This is a genomic window from Methylobacterium sp. E-046 (genome assembly GCF_022829625.1).
GTDB lineage: Bacteria > Pseudomonadota > Alphaproteobacteria > Rhizobiales > Beijerinckiaceae > Methylobacterium > Methylobacterium longum.
This window is the reverse complement of the sequence record NZ_JAKSYP010000039.1, coordinates 1-22376: the sequence shown is the minus strand read 5'-3', so window position 1 is coordinate 22376 and position 22376 is coordinate 1. Positions and strand designations below refer to the sequence as shown.

Sequence of the window (22376 nt, the reverse complement as noted above, 5' to 3'; positions counted from 1 at the left end):
TTAGGCGAAATCCAGGCGGCGAGGAGGGGCAAATCGTCCGCCGCCGCGACGACGGCCCACCGCAGGATCGAGGCGGGCGTTCGCGTCCGATGCCGAGCGCCGCCCGGTCACGGCCCCGACGTCCCGCCGGTACCGGACGTGATGCGGCCGCCGCGGGACCGGCGGGATCCGGCGCGGCTCCGAAGCCGGCGGGTCAGCGGGTTCCTTCGAGTAGCGCCTGCGCGGCGCGGACCAGGATGCCGTCCGGACGGCGAAACCCGTCGAGGATCGAGAAGTGGTCGGCGCCGGGCACAGGCAGGAGGACGCCCGGTGCATGGGCCGCGCTGCGCAGGGCGTGCAGATTGCGTGCGTCGTGGACGAGGGCCGCGAGTTCACGGCTCCCGTAAGCCAACGTCATGGGCTTCGGCGTCACGGGCAGCCGCAAGGGGGAGAGCGTGGCGATCTCGTCATCCGTGAGGCCGAGTTTCTCGTTCAGGTAGGTCTCGCGGATGGGCGCGAGGTCGTAGACGCCGGAGATCGCCAGCGACGCCGCGACTGCCCGGTGCCCGAGGTGGAGGGCTGCCAGCTGCGCCCCCGCCGACCAGCCGGCCAGAACGCGGGGGCCGCCGATCCCGTTTGCCGGACCGTGTTCGGCAAGCCAGTGGAGGGCGGTGTCGATCTCGGCGGCGATGTCCGCGAGACTGGCCTCCGGGGCCAAGGTGTAACCCGGCATCGCCACCGACCAGCCGGCCGCGTTCGGTCCTTCGGCGAGACAGGCGAAATCGGCTTTGGCGTTGCGCTGCCAGTAGCCGCCATGGACGAAGACGAGGCAGGGGGCCTGGGGGTCGGCTGCCGGATAGAGGTCGAAGGCCGTGCGGGATCCGGCCGCGAAGGGGATATCGAGGCCGACCGGATGCGCCGCCCGGTACGCGGCGGAGGCGGCGTTGCGGGCCGCGACCTGGGTCGCGCTGTCGGGCACGCCGGCCGTGTTGTCGTAGCAGGCCCCGCGCGACCCCAAGTCCAGGGTGTCCCAGCGCCGGCGTGGATCGATCGGCGTCGGGTCGTCGAGGACGAAGGCTGGCATAGGAAGGCCCCCACGCCGCAATCATCCGCGGCACAATCGGCGAGGCAGCCTCGCGGCCCGTCCTCGCTGAGGGTCGGGTATGCCAGCTGAAACGGCGTCTGTGGAGGCCCGCCAGGCCGTTCGGTTGTGGGGCTTGGCTCGAAGCGGCCACAGCCGAGCGTGTCGGATGCGGACGCGTCGGCCTATCCGACCGTCGGCGACGCATTGGTCGAATCTCGGCCGAACTGAGGGCGTGTGCCCATTGCCGGCACACTTGGCGACAATCCGGTCGCGATCAGCGCCGTCGCGGGGCCCGGACGTCCCTTCGCCGAGGCTCTTCCTCCGCCGCCCTGACGAGCGATGGCATAGGCCGGCCACGGATGCTGTGACGTCGGGATCTATCAGGTGGCGGGGCTGGATTAACACGAGGGCCGGCCGCCAACACTCCTCGGTGAGCGCAGTATCTGAAGCCAGAAGTACCATGCCCCTGTGGAGCATTCCGGTGATACGGCTTGTTAAATACTGAGCTGACGCCTGACCGCAGTGAAATCCCCTCATCCACGCGGCGGAATCGGCACGTCGAGCGCCTGCCGGCGTCGCCCGTGCGCTACTCGTTTCCCGATACGATCTCCGCCAGCACCTGCTTGTCCAAGCGGCGACGAGTCACGAGCCAGTGCAATGGGGCGTTCTTGCGCTCCACGTCCTTCATCGTCCGTGGATGATCGACCTGCAGGTCGCCGAACGCCTCGTGCCCCGTGCCGGCTGCACCGCGATCTGCCGCAGCCTCAACACGGCCTGCTCCCCGCTCGTTCGACGACCTCGCTTCATGCCGCATTCCTTCGGTCCTGGCTGATTCCCTCGATCAGCACGGCCCGAAGCAGCCGGTCAGGTCACGCCGAGCAGCGGATGGCGATCCGCCATATGGATCTATTTTCTAGAACGATTTGCAACAAACAATATATTTTTCGTAATCCACGGCCCTGTGTATCGATCCTCCCAGCTCCGGCAGTTTCCAGGAGGATCATATGCTCATCTTTGACTTGCCGCTGTTGGCGCCTGTGGCGCTGCTCGCAGGCGCGGCCGCCGGCTTCTCAAAACCGGGACGACGCCCGGGAGCCATCCTCGCACTCACCGAGAGGCTTGCACTCGCCGCGCTCACGGTCGCCCTCGTCTGCGCCGCCACACTGGTGATGTCGGGTCCGGGAAACGGCTCGCGCATCGGCCTTTCCGGGGTGGCGTTGTCCGCACGCGTGGACGCGGTCAGCATCACCATGCTGGTCCTCGTCACGTTCATCGGCTGGATCGTACTCCGCTACGCATCGACCTACCTCGACGGCGAGGACCGGCAGGGTTCCTTCACCGGTTGGCTCTGCCTCACGCTCGCGGCGGTGCTGCTCCTCGTCACGGCCGGCAACCTGTTCCAGCTCGCCGCATCCTGGATCGCCACCAGCCTGTTCCTCCATCGACTGCTGGTTTTCTACCGCGAGCGTCCCGGCGCGCGCCGCGCCGCGCGCAAGAAATTCATCACCGCCCGGCTCAGTGACGGCGCCTTGATCGTCGCCGCCGTGCTGCTGGGCACGGCTTACGGCACGGCCGACATCGGACAGATCCTGAGTGCGGCCCGCGACGGTGACGGTGGAAGTCTCGCCGTGGCGGCGGCCGGCCTGCTCGCGGTTGCCGCCCTGCTCAAGTCCGCGCAGTTCCCGACGCATGGCTGGCTCACCGAGGTGATGGAAACCCCGACACCGGTCTCCGCTCTGCTGCACGCGGGCGTGGTCAACGCGGGCGGCTTCCTGCTCATCCGGTTTGCGGACGTCCTTTTGCTGGCGCCCGGCGTGCTCGCGGGTCTGGTCGCCCTCGGCGGCTTCACCGCCCTGCTCGGAAGCATGGTGATGCTGACCCAGTCCTCCGTGAAGACCTCGCTGGCGTGGTCGACGGTGGCGCAGATGGGCTTCATGACCTTCGAGTGTGGGCTGGCCCTGTTCCCGCTCGCGCTGCTGCACATCGTGGCCCACTCGCTCTACAAGGCCCACGCGTTCCTGGCCTCGGGCGGCGCGGTCGAAGCCGTCACGGCGGCCCGGCGTCCGGGGCCGGTGGCCATACCCGGGGCGGCCGCCGTCGGGCGCGCCTTCCTCTGCGCCCTCACCATCTTCGCCGTCGTCGGCCTCGCTTTCGGGCTGCCGCACGAGTCCCCCCAGGCTTTCGCCCTCGGCGCCATCCTGATCTTCGGCGTCGCCTACATGCTCGCCCAGGGCTTCGCCGACGCTGCCCCTCGCGCGCTGACGTGGCGTACCGCGGCTTACGCGGTCGCGACCTCCATTGGCTACTTCGCCCTTCAGGCAGCCGCCATCCATCTCACGGCGGGCGCGCTGCCGCCCACACCCGCGCCCGGGCCGCTGGAATGGGCCCTGATCATGCTGGCCCTGCTCACCTTCGGCCTCGTCGCGGTCCTGCAGGCGATGTTCCCGCTCTGGGCCTATCACCCCGCCGCCGCCGGCCTGCGGGTCCACCTCGCCAACGGCCTCTACGCCAACGCGGCCTTCGACCGGCTGGTCGGCGGCTGGTCCCTGCGCCCCGCTTCGTGACCGCTTCGGAGATGCCACGATGATCGAGATCGTCCATTCCCTCCCCACCTCCCACGAGCGCGTGAAGGTCGCGGCCGATTCCGCGGGTCGACAGATTCCACCGCTCTGGCCGCTGAATTCCAGCGTCGCCGTCAATCCGTTCCTCGGATCCACCGGCGAGCCGCTCTGGGCCGCTGCGGCGCAGCTGGCCCGGGCGCGCGGCGTCGCGGTCACGATGCCGCGCGGCTGGTACCGCGACAGGGTGGCCTCCGGATCGATCACCGACGAGGATCTCCGGGATGCCTTGGCGGACGCGCCCGCAGGACTGCGGCCGGCCGACCTCGCCGCGCTGAAGGCGGCTTCGGAGTCGGAGGCGCCCCCGGTCAGAGCCGTGCCGACCGTGGCCTCCCTGTGTGCGGAGGCCTCCGGAATCGATTGGCCGGGCCTGATCGCCGACCGGTTCACCGCTTGGGCGGCGGGCTACTTCGACGAGGGGCAAGCCCTCTGGGCCGCACCGTCCGGCGGGGGCGCCCTCGCGCTCTGGCGGTCGTGGGCGGTCCACGACCTGACCCCGGAGATCGCCGGGCTGAACGGGTTCGCGCGCCACGTCTCGGACGTGCCCGACGGAACGCTGCCCGCCCTCGCGCGGGCGACGGCCCGGCTCGGTCTCAGCCCGGAGGCCCTCGCGAGCTACTTCCACCAGATGCTGCTGTCGCTCGGCGGATGGGCCCAGTATGCCCGCTACCGGGCGTGGCAATCGGAGCTCGCCGGCGGATCCGACGGGATGCTGAGGGACCTGCTGGCCATCCAGGTGATCTGGGAGGAGGCGCTGTTCGCCCGCTACGCGGGGCGGATCGGCGGCGCCTGGGCGGCCGCGGCGGCCGAGCATGCGACTCCCGCCCGGCCGACGCGTGACCAAGTCGTCGATAGCGTCCTGCAGGACGCCGCGGAGCGCGCCGCGCAGCGCGCGCTTGCCGCTTGTCTCGCCGACGCTTCACCGGCACCCGCGGGCGGACGCCCGATCCTGCAGGCCGCGTTCTGCATCGATGTGCGCTCGGAGGTTTTTCGTCGGGCCCTGGAGGGGCTGGAACCCCGGATCCGTACCCTTGGCTTCGCGGGTTTCTTCGGCCTGCCGACCGCGCATCGCGGGTTCGCCTCGGACATCGAGGAGCGGCGGCTGCCGGTTCTCCTGAATCCGAGCCTGCATACCTGCTCCGGCGGTCCCGGCGTCGCGCGCGCGGATCAGGCCGCGAGGGTCGCCGCGCGTGCCCAGCGGGCCTGGGGCCGTTTCCGGCAGGCGGCGGTGTCCTCCTTCGCCTTCGTCGAGGCGGCCGGACTCCTCTATCTCGGCACGCTCGTAACCGACTCGCTGGGCCTGACCCAAAGGCCGGCAGGCGGCGAGCCCGCACCGCGACTCGACCCCGCGCTCGACCTCCCGTCCCGGGTCACGATCGCGGCGAACGTTCTGCGCGCGATGTCGCTGACCACGGATTATGCCCCCGTGGTGCTGCTCGTCGGCCATGGGGCGAACGTGGTCAACAATCCCCATGCCAGCGCACTGCATTGCGGGGCCTGCGGGGGATATTCGGGTGAGGTGAATGCCCGGCTGCTGGCGCGGCTTCTCAACGAAGCGGAGGTGCGGATCGCGCTCCGAGAAGGCGGTTTGGACGTGCCGGTCGATACGGTCTTCGTCGCGGCCCTCCACGACACGACGACGGACGACATCACGCTTTACGCCGCGGATCTCCCGCGGACGAGCGCGTCGGGGGACCTGGATCGTGTGAGGGCTTGGCTCGCTGCGGCGGGCGTGATCGCCCGCGGGGAACGGGCGCTGCGCCTGCCCCGCACCGCGGACGGCCGGTCCGTCGCGCGTCGGAGCCGCGACTGGGCTGAGACGCGCCCCGAATGGGGGCTGGCCGGGTGCAGCGCGTTCATCGCCGCGCCGCGTCACCGCACGGCGGGCGGGTCGCTCGGCGGCCGCGCCTTCCTGCACGAATACGATTGGCGACAGGACACCGGCTTCGGCATCCTTGAGCTGATCCTCACCGCGCCGGTGGTGGTGGCGAGCTGGATCAGCCTCCAATACTACGGCTCGACCGTCGCGCCGGATCTGTTCGGATGTGGCAACAAGCTTTTGCACAACGTCACGGGCGGCATCGGTGTCCTGGAGGGGAACAGCGGTCCCCTGCGCGGCGGCCTCGCGCGACAGGCGGTGCACGACGGCGAAGGCTACGTTCACGAACCCCTGCGGTTGACGGTGTGCATCGAGGCGCCGCGCGAGGCGATCGCCGACATCCTGCATCGCCACGCGGAGGTGCGCGCCCTGTTCGACAATCGCTGGCTCCACCTGTTCGCCCTCGACGAGAATGGCCGGATGGCGTGGCGCTACGTCGGCGACCTGCGCTGGACCGGCGTCTCCGGAACGCCCGCTGTCGCGTCGGGCTCGGCGCTGAGAGCTGCGGGGTGAAGCCCGGGCACGCCCCCGCGGCGCCCGACTCCGGATCGCCGCCAGCTCACCCGGCGTCGGGCGCCGCGGGCGGCGATCGGCTGACGGTGACCAGGTCGCGCAGCAGCGGGTTGGGGAAGCGTCTCGTCTGGGTAATCGCGTAGAAGCGCTCCGTCACGTCCGGGATGCGACAGTGCTCGATCAACAGCCCCGCCTGCAACTCGTCCTGAACGACGATGGGGGGCACAACCGCGACGCCATCGCCCTCGCGCGCCAGCAGCCGAAGCATGGCCATGTCGTCGACTTCGGCCTGGATGACCGGACGGATGCCTGCCAGGGACAGCACGCGGTCGAGCGCCACCCGGATCTCGCTGTCGAGGCTGGGCAGCATGACGGGAACGGTGCGGAGCGCCTCCGGGAAGCGGAGCGGCTGCCCGTCCGGCCTTGGCCGCCCGACCAAGCTTACCGGCTGCTCGGCGATGAGATGGCTGTGCAGGTCGGTGGCCGCATCCCGCCGAACCGCAATGGTCGCGAGGATCACATCGAGGCTGTGCATCTCCAGCTGGGTCAGAAGGTCATGCATCGTGCCCGAGCGGAGCACGAGCTCGATATCGGGCCGCCCGATCACGGGCCTGAGGAACTCGAGTTGAAAATTACGCGAAAGGGTCGTGAGAGCGCCCACACGCAGCACGTGCTGGGCCGTGTGCGGCCGTCCCTGCAGGACCTTGATCAGCTCATCGCCCGTCTCGAAGACCGTATTGGCGTAGTCGAGGGCGATGCGGCCGGCCTCAGTCAGGATCAGCTTCCGGCCGCGGCGCTCGAACAGGTCGTGTCCGAGCTGCTGCTCGAGCCTCTGCAACTGAACCGACAGGGCGGATTGCGACAGGTTCAGGAATTCCGCGGCCCGGGTGAGGCTTCCCGCGTGCGCGATGCGGTGGAACAGGCGCAAGTGATGGTAGTTCAGGGCCGTCATGATTCGTATTTACAGATGCGAAGGATCCGCAGCAATATTTGAATTTGCTACAGGGAGGGTAGTTACCTTAATATTTCTCCTGAACATGGCCCGACAAACCTGCTGAACGCGTGAGAGGCCGGTTCGCTGAAGCGCTGGGGAGACCGATGTGGCCTTACCTGACAACGATCTCGGTGGAGCGAAGCACCTCGATTCGACGGTGCGTTTTCTAATCGGCGACGTCGATGTTCACACGTGTGCCGGCAACACCCGCAAGATCTGCATCTTGGCCGAGCAATTTCTCCGACACATGCATTCACGAGGTTTTCGGCCCACGGTCATCGTCGAAGGCCGGGACAACCTGAGCCGCCTGAGAATCGAGCGCTACCTTCAGGAGGTCTCGCGCGAGCTCGATCTATGTCCTGATGGGCTTCCAGGCCGGAGCGCTTGACCGGACGTGATCGCGACGCGGGGCGCGAATGGATCTCTCGAGATGCGAGGGATGGGGCCTGCACTGCGACGCCTGCGGCATCCCGATCGTGACCCCGGTGGAATACGCGTGGCCGACCGCGCAGAGCGCCCGATGGGTACCGAGCGGCGGTGGAGATCATCGTCCGCAGCGAACTCGGCGACCCCGACAAGATCGCCGGATCGCCCGGGCCCCGGGGCATGCTCCCCACCAAGACCAGGGAGCGGCCCTGGAGAACGCATGACGGCGTCCTGCTCTGAGGCGGGCGGCGCTTCTCGTCGGGTGACTGGACTGGAAAGCGGAGTTCGGAATCCGTGAGCCGATGGCAGCAGGAATACCGAGGCTGGCACATTTGGCGGGATCAGTCGGCCTTCCATGCGCGCGAGCCGGCTTGCCGCTATCCGGCCTGCACACTGACTTCGCGCAGCCTCCGTCGACTCCGGATGGGCGTCGACGCCATTGAGCGGTCGTATGCCGGCGAGTCGGCCCCGATCTGGTATCTGTTCGCGGTGACCTTTCCCGAACTCGGTCCGATCGATCTCAGCATCGTAGAGGATCCCGATCTTGACCGGGTGTGTCGTCTCCACGTGATCGCCTCACATTGAACGCGGCCATCAGGATTTTCTGAGCTGTCGGACGAGGTCCAGGGCTCCGACGATCCTCGAAGACAGGAGCCCAGCGGCCGGCGCGACAGGGCCGGGAATTCTGTACAGGAGAATCTCGGCGTCTGGCAGCGTCGGAAGCAGAAGTTCCGCAGAGACCGCGATCATGGGCGCCGGTTCGGCGGCGCATGAAATGTTCGACGGGCGCGTGCGCGCGGTCGACCCCTCCGCGCATCAGGGCGGGCCCTGTCCGGTTGCCGGTAGGGCAGGCCGCTGGCAAGCCCCCGTGGCTCGGCGCTCCACCCCATGGCGTCATCAGAACTTGGCAACGACCGGCCGGCTCTCGACGACGGGTTTGGGGGGGGCCACCCAGAGCGGGGCCGAGACGGTCAGGTAGGTTGCCGTGCCGGCGAACCGGTTGGTCACATCGAACTCGCGCAGGACCCTCACGTTCGTGGAGACGGGGATCACCCCCACTTTGAACGTGTAGCCGATCTGGCCACCCAGCGCCGTGACCCTGCCCTTGAAGGGCCCGATCCGGTCGCCCCGTCCGCTATCGCCCGTGAGCTGGTTGTAGAAGTACCCCACCATGCCGACCGAGAGTTCCTGGCTCAGGTACTTCGAGGCCGACCATTCCAGGTGAAACTCGGTGCCGGTGAGATACTGGGTCGCCGGATTGATCCAGTTGAAGGTTACTCCCGGCACCACCGAGAGCTCGTAGCCGAGGAGCGGATCGAGGTAGGTGAACGCCGCACTCAGGTCCAGGGCCGGCCGATTGAGCGAGATGTTGGACAACTGTCCGGTCTCGTAGGAACCGGATGGAACGACCCCGAGGATGGTCGTGCTCCAGTGGAAGTTGCCCGAATGCCAACCGACGAATGAGGCGAGATAGATGTCGCCGACATTGAAGACGGCATCGCGCTCGCGCCCGGCGATGATGCGGTCGATGCGCGGCGAAGACAGGACCGCCCCGGCGCTGACGTTGGGTGTGCCGAACGGGATGGTGATCGAGAAGCCGAGATTGCCGCCGAGGATCTCGACAGGGGTGACCCAGATCGGCGTCGCGAAGTTCGCGCTTGTGTCGAGCTTGACGTTCGCGGCGACGACGCCGCCGCTCTGGAAGCTGCGTCCGCCGCCGAGATTGCCCGAATAGAAGTAGGTCTCGCTCTCGAAGTAGAACCCTGGCGGCGGCGTCACGCCCGCCAAGGGGCCGCGGTTGCCCAGCACGTAAACACCCTGGGCCGACTCGGCCGCGCGCGCGGCCGGTGAGGCGATCAGGGCCGCGGTGCACAGGAGCATCGCGCCGAACGACCGGCAAGTGATCGACATGGCCATGACCCGTTTTCGCAGCCGTTACTGCCAAGGTTGCACGACCTGCGCAGGCTTTCAAGCGCCGTGATTGGTCCGGAGCACACTGATTTCGGTGCAATGCGCGACGATGTGCGAGTTTTTCGACTGGCGAATTCAAATTCTGTCGACGATCTGGCCGCCTAAAATTTCCGGAAGCTGTCACATATGATCAAGTCCGATCGCTCGGCGGTGATATAGTGGAGCTCCGGCCGGGACGGCCCTGCCATGATGCGACCGCGAACCGAGGCATCGCGCAGCAAATCGCCTGATCCGGATGTGATCAGTTCGCAGATACACGCGATCGGCCTTCCAGCGGGAGAGTGGCCGCTCTGATCGCACCGGGAGCCGTCCGATGCTTCGCACCGTAAGCTTGGCCCTGATCACCCTGACCGTCTCGGCAGCCTGGGGCGAAGAGCTTCCCCGCTACGACGTCGAAGCGATGTGCCGCGCGGCCCCTACGCTGCAGGGCGATGCAGCCGGGGCCACGGACCGGAACTGCGTCCGGGACGAGATGCAGGCGCGCACGCAGTTGGGACCGCTATGGGCCGGCTTCGATGCGCAACGTCGCGACGCCTGCGTGCGGGTGGCGAGAATCGGGGGACCCCCGAGTTACGTCGCCCTACTGACGTGCCTGCAAATGTAGCCGGCGACGTAGTCCCGGACCTGAATGGCGCGAAGACGCCGCAGGCTGACACTCCTGCAGACGATGACCTGATCCCTTGGAGTGGACCCATGGCTCCCCATTCCCACGCCGTGGTGCTGGCTTCGACCGTTCCAGAGGGGCTGAAAGCTCCGGGGTCGGGTTGGGACATCCAGAGCATCGATCCGCCCGGACCCCCATCGGGCTCCATCCTGCCGGGCGTCGCGGGCGAGATCGCCTCCGTGCTGCGGGAACTCGGCGCCGATCCCGCCCCCGTCTTCCGGGCCGCGGGCCTGGACCCTGCCATGTCGACAGACCCGAACGCGATCATCCCACTGGGAGCGTTCTGTGCGCTCATCGCGCGCTCGGGCGCCTGCACCGGCTGCCCCCATTTCGGGCTCCTTCTCGGCCAAAGGGTCCAGCTGCCCGCTCTCGGCCTCGTCGGTTCCTTGATGCTGCATTCCGAGACCGTCGGCGATGCCCTGCGCAGCCTGATCCGTCATGTGGAGATGCAATGCATGGGCGCCACGACGGCGCTGACCGCCAATGACGGCACGGCCATCTGGAGTTGCGTGGTCTACGAGCCAGGAACGGACTGCGCCGACCAAGTTGCCGACGCCGCCGCCGCGGCCGCCACCAACGTCATGCGGGCGCTCTGCGGCGGGGACTGGTCCCCGACGGAGGTGCACCTCCCGCGCGCCGTACCGGAGGATCAGCCGACCTACCGTCGCCTGTTCAGGGCCCCGGTCCGGTTCAACCGCGAGGCCGCAGCCCTCGTTTTCCCCGCTCTCCATCTCGACCGGGTCCTCCAAGGCGCCGACCCTGTGCTGTTGCGGACCCTGCAGGACAAGCTTCAAGAGCGAACGCGCGGGTCCGCCCCTGACTTCGTCGCACGGCTCCGGCAATTGCTCCGCACCGAGCTGATGCGCGGCGGCTGCTCCGCCGAGAAAGTCGCGGGACTACTCGCGATGCACCGTCGGACACTGGCCCGACGCCTGTCCGCGGAGGGGACCGCGTTCAGCATCATGGCGGACGAGGGTCGCTTCGAGATCGCCCGCCAGCTGATCGATCATACCGATATCCCCCTCGCGCAGATTGCGGCAGCCCTCGACTTCTCCGAAGCCTCGGCGTTCACGCGCGCGTTCCGCCGCTGGTCCGGTCAGACTCCGAGCGCTTGGCGCGTGGAACACCGCCGGTTTGCCAGTTCGTGAAGATCGCGAAGACGGAAGTTTTACTTGTTTTGAATTCCCTATCTGTCCCGAAAAATTGAGTTCGTGTCACGCACGATCAAGCACCTGTGCGGACGCGGGTTATCGTGATGGCTGCTGCGATCCGGCTTGGCGCGCGACGTGGTCAGGCCGGCAGCGCACGGAGGGCTCGTCATGAAGGTCGTCCTGGTCGTTCTCGGTCTCTTCGCAGGACTGCTCGCATACTACCCGACGGAGGCGAACGCCGTCGTGTGCGCCCGCGGCGTCTACCGGGCTGGCTGCGTCGGCCCGCGCGGCGCCGTCGGTGTCCGGCGCGGGGTCTACGGCCCGCGCGCGGTGGGGGTCGTCCGGCGAGGCTATTACGGGCCGCGCATGGTCGGCGTCCGTCGCTACCGGCGCTGGTGATGCTGAGTCCCGACACCGCCTCCTGAGCGTCTCATGGCCTGCGCTCCCATCCGGGAGCGCGCCGAAGGGAGCAGTGCATGTCGTCCGGTCTCCGTGATGGTCCCGCTCTCGCGATGCCGCCCCGGGACCGCACCGGGATGGTTCGGCTCCCCGGAGGGACGTTCCGCATGGGCTCGGATCGGCACTACGCGGAGGAAGCACCGGCTCACCGTGTGACCATCGACGGCTTCTGGATGGACCGCACGCCGGTCACCAACGCGCAGTTCCGCGCCTTCGTTTGGGCGACTGGGCATGTGACTGTTGCGGAGAGGCGGCCGGACCCGAAAGACTATCCCGGGGCCTTGCCGCACAGGCTGCAGGCGGGCTCGCTCGTGTTCAAGCCACCGAAGTGCGCCGTTGATTTGCGCGACGCGAGCTCGTGGTGGCGGCTCAGGTTCGGGGCGCATTGGCGTAGGCCCCTCGGTCCCGGATCCTCGATTGCGGGGCTCGACGAGCACCCGGTGGTCCATGTGGCTTACGCGGACGCCGAGGCTTACGCCCGCTGGGCCGGCAAGGACCTGCCGACGGAAGCCGAGTGGGAATACGCCGCCCGCGGAGGGCTCGACGGCGCGGAGTTCGCCTGGGGCGACACTTTCGTGCCGGCTGGCCAGCACATGGCCAATACCTGGCAGGGCCTCTTTCCGCACCAGAACCTCGCCGAGGATGGTTTCACGCGCACCTCCCCGGTCACCGCCTTTCCGTCGAACGGCCACGGCCTGTTCGACATGATCGGCAATGTCTGGGAGTGGACCTGCGATTTCTACGCGTCGAAGCACGCCGCCGATGCCACGAAGGCCTGCTGCATTCCCGTAAACCCAAACGGTGCCCGCGAGGAGGACAGTATCGATCCTCGCAACCCGCGCAGCAAGATCCCGTGCAAGGTCGTGAAAGGTGGCTCGCATCTCTGCGCGCCCAACTATTGCCGCCGCTACCGGCCTGCGGCCCGCCACGCGCAGCCAGTCGATACCTCAATGAGCCACGTCGGCTTCCGGTGCATCGCGAGAGACAGGAGTTGACCATGAGTCACGACGACACGCACGCGAGGCATCAAGAGAGCCCGGCCGCGCAGAGCGCCTTCAACCGCCGGAACATCCTTCTCACCGGAACCTCGGCCCTCGCGGCCGCTGCGCTGGTGTCGACCGCGCCGACCGCGACCGCCCAGACCCAGGCGCAAACCCAGCCGCAACCTTCGGCAGCCGGACAGAAACCCAACATCGTGGTCATCATGGGCGACGACATCGGCATCTGGAACATCGGCGCCTACCACCGCGGGATGATGGCGGGACGCACGCCCAACCTCGACCGGCTGGCGACCGAGGGCATGCTGTTCACCGACTACTACGCCGAGGCGAGCTGCACGGCCGGGCGCGCGGCCTTCATCACCGGGGAGCTGCCGATCCGCACCGGCATGACAACCGTCGGCCAAGCCGGCGCTGCGATCGGCATCCCGGCTGAGGCGGTGACCATCGCCACGACGCTCAAGGGCATGGGCTACGCCACCGGCCAGTTCGGCAAGAACCACCTTGGCGACAAGAACGAGTTCCTGCCGACCGTGCACGGCTTCGACGAGTTCTTCGGCTACCTCTACCACCTCGACGCGATGGAGGACCCGGCCCATCCCGCTTACCCGCAGGAGCTGTTGAACAGGGTCGGCCCGCGCAACATGGTTCATTCGTGGGCGACCAGCGTCGACGACCCGACGGACGATCCCCGGTGGGGCAAAGTCGGCAAGCAGCGCATCGAGGATGCCGGCACGCTCTACCCGAAGCGGATGGAAACGATCGACGAAGAGATCCGCGATCTGGCGCTCGAATTCATCGACAAGGCGAAGGCGGACGGCAAACCCTTCTTCGTCTGGCTCAACCCCACCCGGATGCACGTCACCACGCACCTGTCGCAGAAGTATCAGGCGACGCGTAACTCCAAGAACGGCTGGAGCATTCAGGAAGCCGGCATGGCGCAGCTCGACGACGTCGTCGGTGCGGTGATGAAGAGGCTGGCAGACCTAGGGATCGACGACAACACCATCGTGGTCTTCACGACCGACAACGGGACCGAGGTTTTCACCTGGCCGGATGGGGGGCAGACCCCCTTCGCCCAGTCGAAGGGCACCGTGATGGAGGGCGGCTTCCGCGCCCCGGCGATGATTCGCTGGCCGGGCAAGGTGCCGGCGGGCACGGTCGAGAATGGTGTTATGTCCGGCCTGGATTGGTTCGCGACCCTCGTGGCGGCCGCGGGCAACCCGGATATCGGCGCGGAGCTCAAGAAGGGTAAGACGATCGGCGACCAGACCTACAAGGTGCACCTCGACGGTTACAATCAGTTGGACATGATCACCGGCAAGGGTCCATCGAAGCGCAATGAGGTCTGGTACTTCGGCGAGAGCGAGCTCGGTGCCGTGCGGATCGGCGATTACAAGTATCGCTTCATCGACCAGCCCGGAGGGTGGCTCGGCGACAAGACCAAGCCCGATGTGCCCTACATCACGAACCTGCGGCTCGACCCGTTCGAGCGCACCGGCTGGCCCGACAACGGGACCAAGGCCGGGGCGCAGAACTACATGAGCTGGTTCCTGTATGAGTTCTGGCGCTACGTCTTCGTCCAGCAAGAGGTGGAGAAGCTCGCCATGACCGCGATCGAGTTTCCGCCGATGCAGAAGGGCGCGAGCTTCAACCTCGAAGCGGTGAAGGCGAAAATCCAGGCGGCCCGGTCAGCCTTGGCGAAGTGAGCGATGGAAGCTCGCATTGGCAAGCGGCATCGAGGCGGCTGAGACGGGTCTCGATGAGCATACCTCATCGAGACCCGCGTTTCCGAGCGCGCGGCAGCCGACCGGCCGACCCGATTGAGATTGGCCATGGATCAGTAAGGTCTCAACGAAAGCAACAGCGGCGTCGCTCCGATCCGAGCCTGAGAAGGTCGCCGTTTCATGAATCGATCCCGGCGCGGCGACAGGGCCTTCGCGTGCATTCAACCGGATGGGCGAGACCAGATCTGCGACATGTGGGCGTGCTTATGAAGAGAAACCGCATCTCGGCGGCGAAGCTCCCCCGTCGTCCCTGGCGTCGACAGCGTTCCACGGGGGCATCGGGAACTCCAAGTCTTGAGCTTGGTAGTAGTCCCCTCTGCTTCGGATCGAATGCGGGGTCCTTCCAGGTGGCTCGACCTGTGTTCGAGCCTCGCTAGCGTCGGCGACGCGCCCGGCAGACTGGCGCCGCACTCAGGTCCGGAACATAATCGCGCGCTGATCGGCGAGCTCGGGCCGCCCCCGGTGCGTCTCGGAAACACTTCAGGGGGGCGGAGCTGGGTTTTCCTGGAGCGGATCGATGCGCCTCGGAATCAATCCGGCGATGCCTCGCTTCCGAATGCCTGCGCGGGGCTCGCTGTTCCGGCAGTATTTCTTTGTCCTGTTCGCGGCCGTGGTCGTTCCGTTGCTCGCCGCCGGCGGCAGTCAGGCTTGGTTCGGGTATCAGGTCCAGAGAGCGCATCTGAACGACCTCCTCGGAGCCGAGGCCCGGACCGCGGCCGCGCGTATCGCGATCTTCATCGACAGCATCGAGAACCAGCTCGCCTGGATGGTCCACTTGCCCTGGGCGCAGGGAGCCGACGAACGGCGGCGCATCGATGCCCTGCGTCTCCTGCGCCACGCCCCTGCGGTAACCAGCCTCAGGCTGATCGACGGCGCCTCGAAGGAGCGGCTGTCCGTGTCGCGGGTCGGCCTCAATCGCGTCGAGAGCGGCGATGACGCATCGGCGGATCCGGCGGTTCTGGGGGCTCGGACCGGGCAAGCCTGGTTCGGCCCGGTCACCTACCACCGCAACACCGAACCGTACATGACCGTGGCCGTAGCGGGGAACCGCGCCGCGGCGGGCGTTGCGGTCGCCGAGATCAATCTGAAGCTGATCTTGGACGTCATCGCGGGCATCCGGATCGGTGAGAACGGACAAGCCTTCGTGCTCGACCGGCCGGGCCGGCTGATCGCGCATCCTGACATCAGCCTCGTCCTGCGCGGCGCCGCGGACCGGACGGCCGAGAATTTCCAGGCCCTGCGAGCGGCAATCCTCGCGCAGGATGGGCGCGCGGTCGCCGGTCCGGACCCCGCCGGGCGCGCCGTGGTCGCCGCCCTGGCGCCTGTTCAGGGGCCGGACTGGAGCGTGATCGTCTACGAGCCGTCCGCTGAGGCGTTCGGACCGATCCGCGCCGCCTTCTGGCGCCTGCTCGGCCTGCTGCTCGCCGGCACAGGCTTCGCCGCCGTGCTCGCCTATTGGCTCGCCGGCCGCATGACCGGGCCGATACGGCTGCTGGAGGACGGCGCGTCTCGCATCGGAGCCGGCCAGTTCGATCACCGCATCGACATCGCGCGGAGCGACGAGCTGGGGCGGCTCGCGACCCGCTTCAATCAGATGGCACGCGAGGTCGCGATCTCGCGGGAACGCTCGGAGCGCATCGACCGGCTCAAACGCTTCCTCGCGCCGCAGGTCGCCGAACTCGTGGACCGGACCGGTGATGACAGCGTCCTCGATGGACAGCGCGTGGAGGTCGTCGTCGTCTTCGGCGACCTGCGCGGCTTCACCCCGTTCTCCGCCCGATCCGAGCCGACCGTCATCATGGACGTGCTGGGCGAATATCACGCGGCTGTCGGTAGGACGGTGAACCGGCACGGCGCGACGCTCGTGAGCCTCGCCGGCGACGGCGTCATGATCCTGGTGAACGCGCCGGTGGCCTGTCCCGAGCCCGCGTTGCGGGCCGCCCGCATGGTGATCGAGATGCAGGCGACGGTGCAGGCCCTGGCGGCGACCTGGCGGGCGCGCGGCCATGCGCTCGGCTTCGGGGTCGGCCTGGCGATGGGGCCGGCCACGGTCGGGCGCATCGGCTCCGACAGCCGGATGGACTACACGGCCATCGGCACGGTCACGAACCTCTCATCGCGCCTCTGCGCCTCGGCTCGGGACGGCGAGATCCTGGTCGACCGCACGGCGGCCGAGGCGATCGGGAGCGGCGTCCCGCTCGTGTCGCTCGGGACGCGGCGCCTGAAGGGCTTCGACGATCCGATTGCCGTCTTCGCGGTGGCGGCCGGTGAAGGAACCGACGCTCGGCCGGCGCCGGACGCGGCGGCGTGATGCTGTGCGCTTGGCGAGGAGCGGGCGGATGAGGCGACGCGTCATTCTCTTCGGGCCGGTCAGCGCCCTGCTCGGCGGCGTCATAGCCCGCGCGGCGCAGGCGCGCGCGCCGACGCTTCCGGTGATCGGGTATCTCGGCTCCGAGACGCCCGAGCGCGTCGCCAGCCGGCTTGAGGCCTTCCGTGGCGGGCTCGCCGAGGCCGGGTTCGCCGAGGGGCGCAACGTCGCGATGGCCTTTCGCTGGGCGGACGGGCGCTACGAGCAGCTGCCCGCGCTCGCGAAGGAGCTGGCCGCAAGCGGGATCGCGGTCCTGGTTGCCCCCGGCGGTGCGCCCGTGGTTCTCGCGGCGCGGGCGGCGACGGAGACGATCCCGATCGTCTACGAAATGGGCGGCGATCCGGTCGCCCTCGGCGTGGTGGATGATCTGGCTCGGCCTCGCGGCAATCTCACGGGCGTGTCGAGCCTGAGCGTCGAGGTCTCGAACAAGCGGCTCGAGTACATGCGGGAGCTGTTTCCGATGACCGCCGCCCTCGCCGTCGCCGTCAACCCGTCCAGTCCCACAGCCGGCTCGCAGCTGGCCGGCCTCCAGGCCTCGGCCGGAAGCCTCGGCCTGCAACTCCATGTGCTGGAGGCCCGTCGCGAGGACGAGTTCGAGACGCTCTTTGCGGCGCCACGCCGGCTGGGGGTGCCCGGCCTCGTCTTCACCTCCGACCCCTACTTCGCCTATCGCAGCGCGCATCTTGCGACGCTGGCCAACCGTCACGGCCTGCCCGCCATCACCCAATCCCGCGACTTTCCCAATGCCGGCGGACTGATGAGCTATGGGGGCGACTTCACGCAGACGCATCGCCAGGCCGGCCTCTATGCCGGCCGCCTGCTCCGGGGCGAGAAGCCCCGCGATCTGCCGGTGCAGCTCGTCACGAAGGTTGAACTGTTCGCCAACGTAGGGGCGGCCACGCGCCTCGGCGTGACCTTGCCGCCCTCGATCCTGAGCAGCGCGGACGTGGTGATCGAGTAGGGACCCGACGCAAGCGGGCTCGTCGGCCACCGTCGCGATCAGCGGGCGCTGCGAAAACGCGGCAAGAGCATGCCGGCCTCGCGCCGATAGCGCCGGTAGCGATCACCGAAGAAGGCGACAAGGTCGCGCTCCTCCAACTGGATACCGACGAGGATGTAGGCTGTCGCGACCGCCGCGAACAGCAGGTGGCCGACCGTCATCGTCGGCGCCGCCCAGAACGCGACGACGAAGCCGAGATAGATCGGGTGCCGAACGTGCCTGTAGAGGAGGGGCGTCGTGAACGCGGCCTCACTCGGCGCGGTCGGGCGCCGCCCCTGAAGGGCCTGCTTGAGCCCGAAGAGGTCGAGGTGGCTGATCATGAAGGTGCTGGCGAGGACCACGAGCCAGCCAATCCAGAAGAGGGCGGTCAAGAGGGCCGCCGCGACCGGGTCCGAGATCGACCAAACGGTCGCCGGGAGTGGGCGCCATTGCCAGAACAGCAGCAGCAGCGCGAGGCTCGCCAGGAGGACGTAGGTGCTGCGCTCGACGGGCTTCGGGACGAAGCGTGTCCACCAGAGTTTGAAGCGCGGGCGTGCCATCACGCTGTGCTGAAGCGCGAAGAGGGTAAGCAGGGACACGTCCACGGCGACGGCGAGCCCCGGATCGACGATCGACCCATCGTCTATGCTCTTCGGAACGAAGACGCGTCCGAGAAATCCGACCGCGTACAGGAAGGACAGCAGGAAGACGGCGTAGCAGATCAAGGCGTAGGTCATGCGGGCGGCGTGCGACATGGGAGAACTCCAGCGACTGAAGCGTGGTCGGCGGCGCTCCGAGGCCGGATCCACGGCCCGGTACCTCGCGGCTCGAACCTTCATCCGGCCAACCGGGCACCCGCGTCCGTGATCGCCGTCACGGACGCGGAGCGGCGCAAGGGGCATGGCCGTCTCCTCAACCGAGGAGGATCCGGTGGCCGCTGCGTTCTCTGTGTTCCGATTCTGGCTCGACTGCCGCCGTACCCAGCGCGAACTCGCCGCGTTCAGCGAGCGCGATCTCGCGGATCTCGGCCTCGCCCGGTCCGATGTGACGCGTGTCACCGTCGTCAGGGCCGCACGGTAGCGGCCGCGCCCGCCCGCGGCGCGGCCAGCACGCCTCCGGTACTGCGCCGCCCTTTCCCGGGCGGATGGCGAGTTCGCGGGCGTTCTGGTATCCATGGACGGCCGTCCGGCCTCCGGTTCCGTTCGGGTCCGTAGCTCCAGCAGGAGCAACTTCCGTGGCCGATCCGGCCCAGTTCGAGCGGTTGCTGTCCGCCAGCCCCTTCTTCGGCCGCCTCGAGTCCACCACGCGGCGGGCCGTCGCCGACCTTTGTGTCACCCATAGCCTCGCCCGCGGCGAGACCCTGTTCCTGAAGGACGACCCGGCGGACGCGTTCTACGCGATCCGCCGCGGCGAGATCCGGATCACGGTCAGCACCGGCGCGGGCCGGCGGATGACGCTCAACGTGCTCGGTCCGGGGGACATTTTCGGCGAGATCGCGCTGTTCGATGGCCGGCCGCGCAGCGCGGATGCCGTCGCTGCCGAGCCGGCGGAGTTGTTCGCGGTTCGCCGCCGCGACATGCTCGACCTCGTCGGCCGGCACGCCGACCTGTCGATGCGGATCATCGAACTCCTGTGCGAGCGCCTGCGCTTCGCCAGCACCCGGCTCGAAGAAACGGTGCTGATGCCGTTGCCCGCGCGGATCGCGCGACGCCTGCTCGCCCTGGCGCAGGATTTCGGAAGCGAAATCCATATCTCGCAGGATGACATCGCTGACTACGCGGGCACGACCCGGGAGACGGTCAACCGGCAACTCCAGTGCTGGCGGCGCCAGGGCATGCTCGATCTGCACCGCAATCGCGTCGTCGTACGCGATCCCGCGGCCCTCGCCTCGGCCGCCTTGTCGTGACCGCGCACGATGACGGGTGCTGACAAGCCCTCAGCATCATCTGATCGGCCCCCACGAGGTGGTCCACAATCAAAGTGAGTGTGCGGTGGGGGCGGATCAGAGCCATCCTCAGGATCAACGGCCTCGACGATGGGTCCCGGCGCCTCGGTGATCACCAACGCGCCGAGACCGCGGTTGCAGGCCTCTGCGAGCCGATCGCTGTTCTCGTTCGGCATGACCCGCAGCAATTCGATCGTGGTCCCGTAATGGCAGCCTCACGTGCCATCGGCGTGTCTCGAAGCGACGACGAGGGATCACGAATGACCGCCGAAACGACGTTTCCGGCGATGACCTGCGGAGCCTGTTCGAGGTTCGGCCCGACCGTTGCAGCCTCCTACAAGACTCCAGATCCGTTGTGCCCTTTGAAGCACCGAACGACATCTGCTTATGAGAGAGCCATTTCGATCTTGCCAATCGATGGGCCCGGGCACCTGCGGCGGAACAAGCTACCAGTAATGATGCATCATTTCGAGGAGCTTGTTGGCCCAACCAGTCGAAGCAGGGTGGGCCGCTTCATATTGGTTTATTTTCTGCTCGAAAGCCATCGCAGCGGATCTTGCTTTCTCCGAAGCAGTAAATGTTTGATACGAGTAGTGGTTAGCGTCTGAGGAGGCGGTCGCCGAGCTATCCGCACTGGAAGGCGCCGCAGCCGGAGGCGTGCTTGTAGAACCAACGGCGTTCGTCTGCTCATTGGTTGAGGGTTGGGAGGTGTTACCCGCACGTGACCAATGCGAGGGATGCCCCCCTCTGTGGCTGTGGCCGAACGTGTTGGCAGCGCTGGTGCTTGGTTGATGCGCGGTTGTCGTATTCGCCGCCGGGGGAGCGGCCGTCCCCCCCGGGCTGGTAGCTGCCGTGTTCTGCACACCCGTCGCGCTGCCAATTCCGCTGGTTGTCGGCGCAGGATCGACGGCGGCGGGCTGAGCCGCGCTCGCCGAGCTGCCAGCCACCGTCTGAGGCGCCGCAGTGCTCCCCGAATGCGTCGTTCCGGTCGGAATGGTATGATCGGTAGCGTTGCCAATCGAGCTGCCAGCCGATGATCCGGTGGATGCCCCGGCCACGGGGGTGTTGGCCATGCCATCCACGGTCGTGGCCGAGCCAGCGGTGGTCGTCGAGCTGGCGGCTGAGTTGCCGGCTGCGTTGGGGGCCACTCCCTGCGCAGAGGCGGTCGAATCCGCGGTCACGACTTGCGTGGTGCTCACGCTCGGGGTGTTTCCGGCTGAGCCAGACGTGCTCGTCGAGCCCGCAGTCGGTCCGCCCGTGCTCGCAGAGCCTGATATCACCGGGTTAGGTGCCCCCGTCGTGCTACCGACCGATCCGTTTGAGGATGTGCTGGTTCCGGTCGTGCTAGCTGTGGTCCCAGCGGAGCCACTCGTGATGGCCGAGCCCGTGGAGGTGGTGCTCGTGTTCACGGAGGGTGCGGCCGTGTCCGCTGTACCCGACGAACCAGTGGTTGCTGGACTGGACGAGCCTGTCGCGCTGGTCGTTGATCCCGACGAGCCCGTTGTGCCCGCGTTCGCGCTGACCGCCGATCCCGCAGTCGTACCAGTCGAGTTCGTTGCGCCCGTGCTTGAGCTGCCGGCCGCCTGGGAGATGGCCTTGCTGTAGATGGGCTCCAGGTAGGTCCGGGTGGCGTCACCGGTGGGGTGAACACCGTCCACGTACAGCGAGGTGTCGTTGACCGCGCTGTTCTTGCCCATGGTCGGGTCAGCGGCCACGTCGGCGATGGCGTCGGCACCCGCCGAGTTCTCCCTCACCAACTTGTTGTATGCTAGACGCTGCTCTTCGTCGCTCGCATCCCACTTGTAGGCCGTGTCGACGTTGGGCAGGGCGGTTCCAACCACTACGCCGAAGCCCTGCTTGTGGGCGTCGCCGACCATCTTGACCGTATCGGCGTAGATGTCCTCGGCGCTGACATCGTTCCGGAGGTCGTTGCTGGCCGCCTGGATGACCAGGACGTTCTGGCTCGAGCCGCTTTTGTCGAAGTCAGCCAGGATCTCGGCCGACTTTTCGTTGGCCTGGGTGTCCAGGGTGATGCCGCTCACCGAATGGTTCTTGACTGTGTAGGGAGCGCCCAGCTCGAGGTTCTTCCAGGGGTCGGACCCACTGTAGTCGGCGGTGCCCACGCTGTCGCCGGCGATGACGACATTGACGTTCGTGGGCTGAGCCGCCGGCGGGGTCGCCGAGCCTGTCGCCGAGCCTGTCGCCGAGCCGCCTGAGCCGATGTTGGTTGCGCTCGTCGAGCCCGCGCTCGATCCGCTCGTCGTTCCACTCGTCGCGGGCTGAACCGTACTCGTAGAGTTCGTGCTCGTGCTCGTGGTGCCGGTAGAGCCTGTGGTCGCCTCGGTTGTGCTTGTGGTGGGCTTGGCCGTCGCGCCGTACATGCCGGGGTCTTTACCGTCGGGCGCCGAGACCTTTTCGGCGGCGACGGTCGGGTTGGATCCGTCGTTCGAGTACGCCCGAATGTAATCGATTTTCATGTTCTGGCCGACATCCGTCGCGCCGTCCTGCGTGGCGAGGTTGGCCATCAGGTACATCGGGTTCTTGTAGTCGGACGGGGTATT

At 67.8% G+C, this 22376-nt stretch carries 18 protein-coding genes and 1 pseudogene; 13 read left to right on the top strand and 6 right to left on the bottom strand.

Annotated features, from left to right (window positions below):
- Positions 1 to 193 precede the first annotated feature (193 nt).
- A complete protein-coding gene (locus MKK82_RS01980; RefSeq protein ID WP_238292445.1) occupies positions 194 to 1063 on the bottom strand; it encodes an alpha/beta hydrolase in 870 nt (289 codons plus the stop codon).
- A 586-nt stretch (positions 1064 to 1649) separates the two neighbouring features.
- Complete coding sequence (locus tag MKK82_RS01975) at positions 1650 to 1877, bottom strand: hypothetical protein (RefSeq protein WP_238292447.1); 228 nt, start codon at positions 1875 to 1877, stop codon at positions 1650 to 1652.
- Positions 1878 to 2067: 190 nt separating this feature from the next.
- Here MKK82_RS01975 and MKK82_RS01970 point away from each other — a divergent pair, with 190 nt between their 5' ends.
- Together MKK82_RS01970 and MKK82_RS01965 are read left to right on the top strand one after the other, a co-directional pair.
- Positions 2068 to 3627: a proton-conducting transporter membrane subunit gene (locus MKK82_RS01970; protein ID WP_238292449.1), complete on the top strand. Its 1560-nt coding sequence runs from the start codon at positions 2068 to 2070 to the stop codon at positions 3625 to 3627.
- 19 nt (positions 3628 to 3646) lie between these two features.
- Positions 3647 to 6073 (top strand): YbcC family protein, encoded by a 2427-nt coding sequence (locus MKK82_RS01965; RefSeq protein ID WP_243984469.1) that lies wholly within the window; start codon positions 3647 to 3649, stop codon positions 6071 to 6073.
- A gap of 46 nt (positions 6074 to 6119) precedes the next feature.
- On the opposite strand, the gene MKK82_RS01960 is transcribed toward MKK82_RS01965, so the two are convergent.
- Positions 6120 to 7025 (bottom strand): LysR family transcriptional regulator, encoded by a 906-nt coding sequence (locus MKK82_RS01960; protein WP_238292453.1) that lies wholly within the window; start codon positions 7023 to 7025, stop codon positions 6120 to 6122.
- Positions 7026 to 7173: 148 nt separating this feature from the next.
- On the opposite strand from MKK82_RS01960, the gene MKK82_RS01955 reads away from it, so the two are divergent.
- Together MKK82_RS01955 and MKK82_RS01950 are read left to right on the top strand one after the other, a co-directional pair.
- Positions 7174 to 7455, top strand: coding sequence for a hypothetical protein (locus MKK82_RS01955; RefSeq protein WP_238292455.1), 282 nt, complete (start codon positions 7174 to 7176; stop codon positions 7453 to 7455).
- Positions 7456 to 7787: 332 nt separating this feature from the next.
- Positions 7788 to 8078, top strand: a complete 291-nt coding sequence (locus tag MKK82_RS01950) for a hypothetical protein (RefSeq protein ID WP_238292457.1) — start codon at positions 7788 to 7790, stop codon at positions 8076 to 8078.
- Between the two features lie 312 nt (positions 8079 to 8390).
- Here MKK82_RS01950 and MKK82_RS01945 read toward each other — a convergent pair whose 3' ends face one another.
- A complete protein-coding gene (locus tag MKK82_RS01945) occupies positions 8391 to 9374 on the bottom strand; it encodes a transporter (protein WP_238292475.1) in 984 nt (327 codons plus the stop codon).
- Between the two features lie 403 nt (positions 9375 to 9777).
- On the opposite strand from MKK82_RS01945, the gene MKK82_RS01940 reads away from it, so the two are divergent.
- The 7 genes from MKK82_RS01940 (at position 9778) to MKK82_RS01910 (ending at position 17852) form a co-directional block, all read left to right on the top strand.
- Positions 9778 to 10068, top strand: coding sequence for a hypothetical protein (locus MKK82_RS01940; protein WP_238292459.1), 291 nt, complete (start codon positions 9778 to 9780; stop codon positions 10066 to 10068).
- Positions 10069 to 10157: 89 nt separating this feature from the next.
- Complete coding sequence (locus MKK82_RS01935) at positions 10158 to 11276, top strand: AraC family transcriptional regulator (protein ID WP_238292461.1); 1119 nt, start codon at positions 10158 to 10160, stop codon at positions 11274 to 11276.
- Between the two features lie 171 nt (positions 11277 to 11447).
- On the top strand, positions 11448 to 11678 hold the full coding sequence (locus tag MKK82_RS01930) for a hypothetical protein (protein WP_238292462.1): 231 nt from the start codon (positions 11448 to 11450) through the stop codon (positions 11676 to 11678).
- Between the two features lie 77 nt (positions 11679 to 11755).
- Positions 11756 to 12733: a formylglycine-generating enzyme family protein gene (locus tag MKK82_RS01925; RefSeq protein WP_373323395.1), complete on the top strand. Its 978-nt coding sequence runs from the start codon at positions 11756 to 11758 to the stop codon at positions 12731 to 12733.
- A 2-nt stretch (positions 12734 to 12735) separates the two neighbouring features.
- The gene (locus MKK82_RS01920) at positions 12736 to 14445 is read left to right on the top strand and encodes an arylsulfatase (RefSeq protein ID WP_238292464.1); all 1710 of its coding nucleotides are present in this window, start codon (positions 12736 to 12738) and stop codon (positions 14443 to 14445) included.
- A 619-nt stretch (positions 14446 to 15064) separates the two neighbouring features.
- Positions 15065 to 16834, top strand: a complete 1770-nt coding sequence (locus MKK82_RS01915; RefSeq protein ID WP_238292478.1) for a cache domain-containing protein — start codon at positions 15065 to 15067, stop codon at positions 16832 to 16834.
- Between the two features lie 28 nt (positions 16835 to 16862).
- Positions 16863 to 17852 carry an ABC transporter substrate-binding protein gene (locus MKK82_RS01910; protein WP_243984467.1) on the top strand — a complete coding sequence of 330 codons (990 nt, stop codon included), beginning with the start codon at positions 16863 to 16865 and terminating at the stop codon, positions 17850 to 17852.
- 38 nt (positions 17853 to 17890) lie between these two features.
- Here the strand turns inward: MKK82_RS01910 and mddA are convergent, their stop codons facing one another.
- Complete coding sequence (mddA, locus tag MKK82_RS01905) at positions 17891 to 18625, bottom strand: methanethiol S-methyltransferase (protein ID WP_238292468.1); 735 nt, start codon at positions 18623 to 18625, stop codon at positions 17891 to 17893.
- Positions 18626 to 18770: 145 nt separating this feature from the next.
- On the opposite strand from mddA, the gene MKK82_RS01900 reads away from it, so the two are divergent.
- Together MKK82_RS01900 and MKK82_RS01895 are read left to right on the top strand one after the other, a co-directional pair.
- Positions 18771 to 18950, top strand: coding sequence for a DUF1127 domain-containing protein (locus MKK82_RS01900; RefSeq protein WP_238292470.1), 180 nt, complete (start codon positions 18771 to 18773; stop codon positions 18948 to 18950).
- Positions 18951 to 19104: 154 nt separating this feature from the next.
- Complete coding sequence (locus MKK82_RS01895) at positions 19105 to 19776, top strand: Crp/Fnr family transcriptional regulator (protein ID WP_238292472.1); 672 nt, start codon at positions 19105 to 19107, stop codon at positions 19774 to 19776.
- A 485-nt stretch (positions 19777 to 20261) separates the two neighbouring features.
- Here the strand turns inward: MKK82_RS01895 and MKK82_RS01890 are convergent.
- Positions 20262 to 22376, bottom strand: a pseudogene (locus MKK82_RS01890) (hypothetical protein); the annotation flags it as partial.